Genomic DNA, 2,014 nt, shown 5'->3' on the forward strand with positions numbered 1-2,014 from the left:
CCTTCCATGAAGGCACACGGCCCGTAGTCGATCGTTTCGCCCGAAATCGTCATGTTGTCGGTGTTCATGACCCCGTGAACGAATCCGACGAGCATCCACTGGGCCACCAGCGAAGCCTGGGCGGATATGACCCCTTGGAAGAGTGCGAGATATCGGTTCCCGGCCTCCGCGGCGGCGGGGTGGTGACGGGTCAGGGCGTAGTCGGCGAGGCGGCGAAGGAGGCCGATGTCGCCCGTGGACCGGGCGTACTGGAAGCTGCCCACGCGCAGGTGGCTGCTGGCTATCCGGGTCAGAATGGCGCCGGGCAGGAGCGTCTCGCGCTGCACCGAACGTCCCGTCGCGACGACGGCGAGGGAACGGGTCGTGGGGATGTGCAGCGCGTGCATCGACTCGCTCACGATGTATTCGCGCAGCATGGGACCGACCACCGCCTGGCCGTCCCCGTTGCGGGCAAACGGCGTGCGTCCTGATCCCTTGAGGTGGACGTCGCGGAGCTGCCCGTCCGCGTGCCCGATCTCGCCCAGCAGGAGTGCGCGCCCGTCGCCGAGGCGGGGCGCGTACCAGCCAAACTGGTGGCCGGCGTAGGCCTGCGCCACCGGACTGGCATGGGCGGGGACGGCGTTGCCGGTCAACAGACGCAGACCCTCCGGACTCCGGAGGAAGGCCGGATCGAGGCCCAGCTCAGCGCCGAGGTGCTCGTTAAGCACCAAAAGGTGCGGCTCGGGCGCCTCCTCCGCGCGCCAGGGAATGGCCATCTCCTGGAACTCCCGGGCGAAGCGGCCATCAAATGTGACGGTTGAATGCGCTGTGCCACTCATCTTTCAAGGATACCGGCCACAGCGGCAGCAATGCCGCTGGTCGCGGCGGAGCAGAATCGGGCCGGTGCCATGACGTGGCGCGGAGCTGGTGGCAGGATGGGCGCATGGAACTGCACATCACGGGCGACGCCGCCGCCGACCAACTGCTCAGCAATGACGCGTTCGCACTCCTCGTTGGCATGCTGCTTGACCAGCAGGTGACCATGGAGTCTGCGTTTGCCGGACCCGAAAAGATCCGGACGCGCATCGGGTCCATGACCCCTGCCGCAATCGCCGAATACGACCCGGCCGGCTTCGTTGAGATCTTCAAGGAGCGTCCATCCATCCACCGCTTCCCCAGCTCCATGGCCGGCCGCGTCCAGGACCTCGCTGCGACCGTCCAAGGCGATTGGAATGGGGACGCAACTGCCATCTGGAACCAGGACGACCCGGACGGTGAGGAAGTGCTGCGCAGGTTGAAGGGCTTGCCCGGCTTCGGAGAGCAAAAGGCCAGGATCTTCCTTGCACTGCTCGGCAAGCAGTGCGGCCTGCAGGCGCCAGGCTGGCGTGAGGCCGCCGGCCCCTATGGCCAGGAGAACGCATTTCTTTCTGTCGCCGACATCGTGGACCCCGAGTCGCTGAAAAGAGTGCGCGCCAGCAAGCAGGCCGCCAAGGCCGCCATCAAAGCCGCGAAGGCATCCGAGCGCTGATACGGAGGGCCTGGATCAGAGGCTTCCAACGGGCTCATTGATCCGTTGCGCCGGCCGGCCCGCTTGAATCGATGCCTTCCCGGGCGGCCGGAGGCCACTGCGCTCTGTCATGGTGCAGTGGCCCTGACTAGACTTGAATTGCGCCGGATTAGACGCATGGATTCGTCTCTGGAGGGCAGGATCATGACAGACCGCAGCGACTCCGAATTGCCCGCGGACCAGGCGCCCGCGGACGTGAAACCAGAAGATAAGGAGCTCCGGGGCCGGTACGTCGAAGGAGCGTACGGTAAGGCTGGCGTGCAGAGAGGCCGGCACGCCGAGGACGAGGAAGGCCAATACGTCCAAGGTGACTACGGTGCGGCCGGCAAGGAGGGCGGCCTGCCCGAACCCTTGGGAGACCGAGCCAAGGAATCCGGGCCCTACGTAGCAGCCGACTACGGCGGCGCTGGCACGGCCCCGGGACGCACGGCCGGGTCGGAAATCGGCCAGTACCCCGAAGGTGACTAC

2 protein-coding genes and 1 pseudogene are annotated in these 2,014 nt (G+C 66.5%); 2 read left to right on the forward strand and 1 reads right to left on the reverse strand.

Annotated elements, in window-relative coordinates:
• Positions 1 to 818: protein adenylyltransferase SelO family protein (locus LQV45_RS28280; RefSeq protein ID WP_230010260.1), on the reverse strand; the 818-nt coding region annotated here is incomplete at its 3' end.
• A 104-nt stretch (positions 819 to 922) separates the two neighbouring features.
• On the opposite strand from LQV45_RS28280, the gene LQV45_RS28285 reads away from it, so the two are divergent.
• Both LQV45_RS28285 and LQV45_RS28290 read left to right on the forward strand, forming a co-directional pair.
• The gene (locus tag LQV45_RS28285) at positions 923 to 1,507 is read left to right on the forward strand and encodes an HhH-GPD-type base excision DNA repair protein (protein ID WP_230010261.1); all 585 of its coding nucleotides are present in this window, start codon (positions 923 to 925) and stop codon (positions 1,505 to 1,507) included.
• A gap of 297 nt (positions 1,508 to 1,804) precedes the next feature.
• A pseudogene (locus tag LQV45_RS28290) lies at positions 1,805 to 2,014 on the forward strand (hypothetical protein); the annotation flags it as partial.

This window comes from Microbacterium sp. Bi128 (genome assembly GCF_918698205.1).

Excerpts from the sequence above, each read along its gene's own strand:
- LQV45_RS28285 (WP_230010261.1), top strand. The coding sequence starts at position 923 with ATGGAACTGCACATCACGGGCGACGCCGCCGCCGACCAACTGCTCAGC.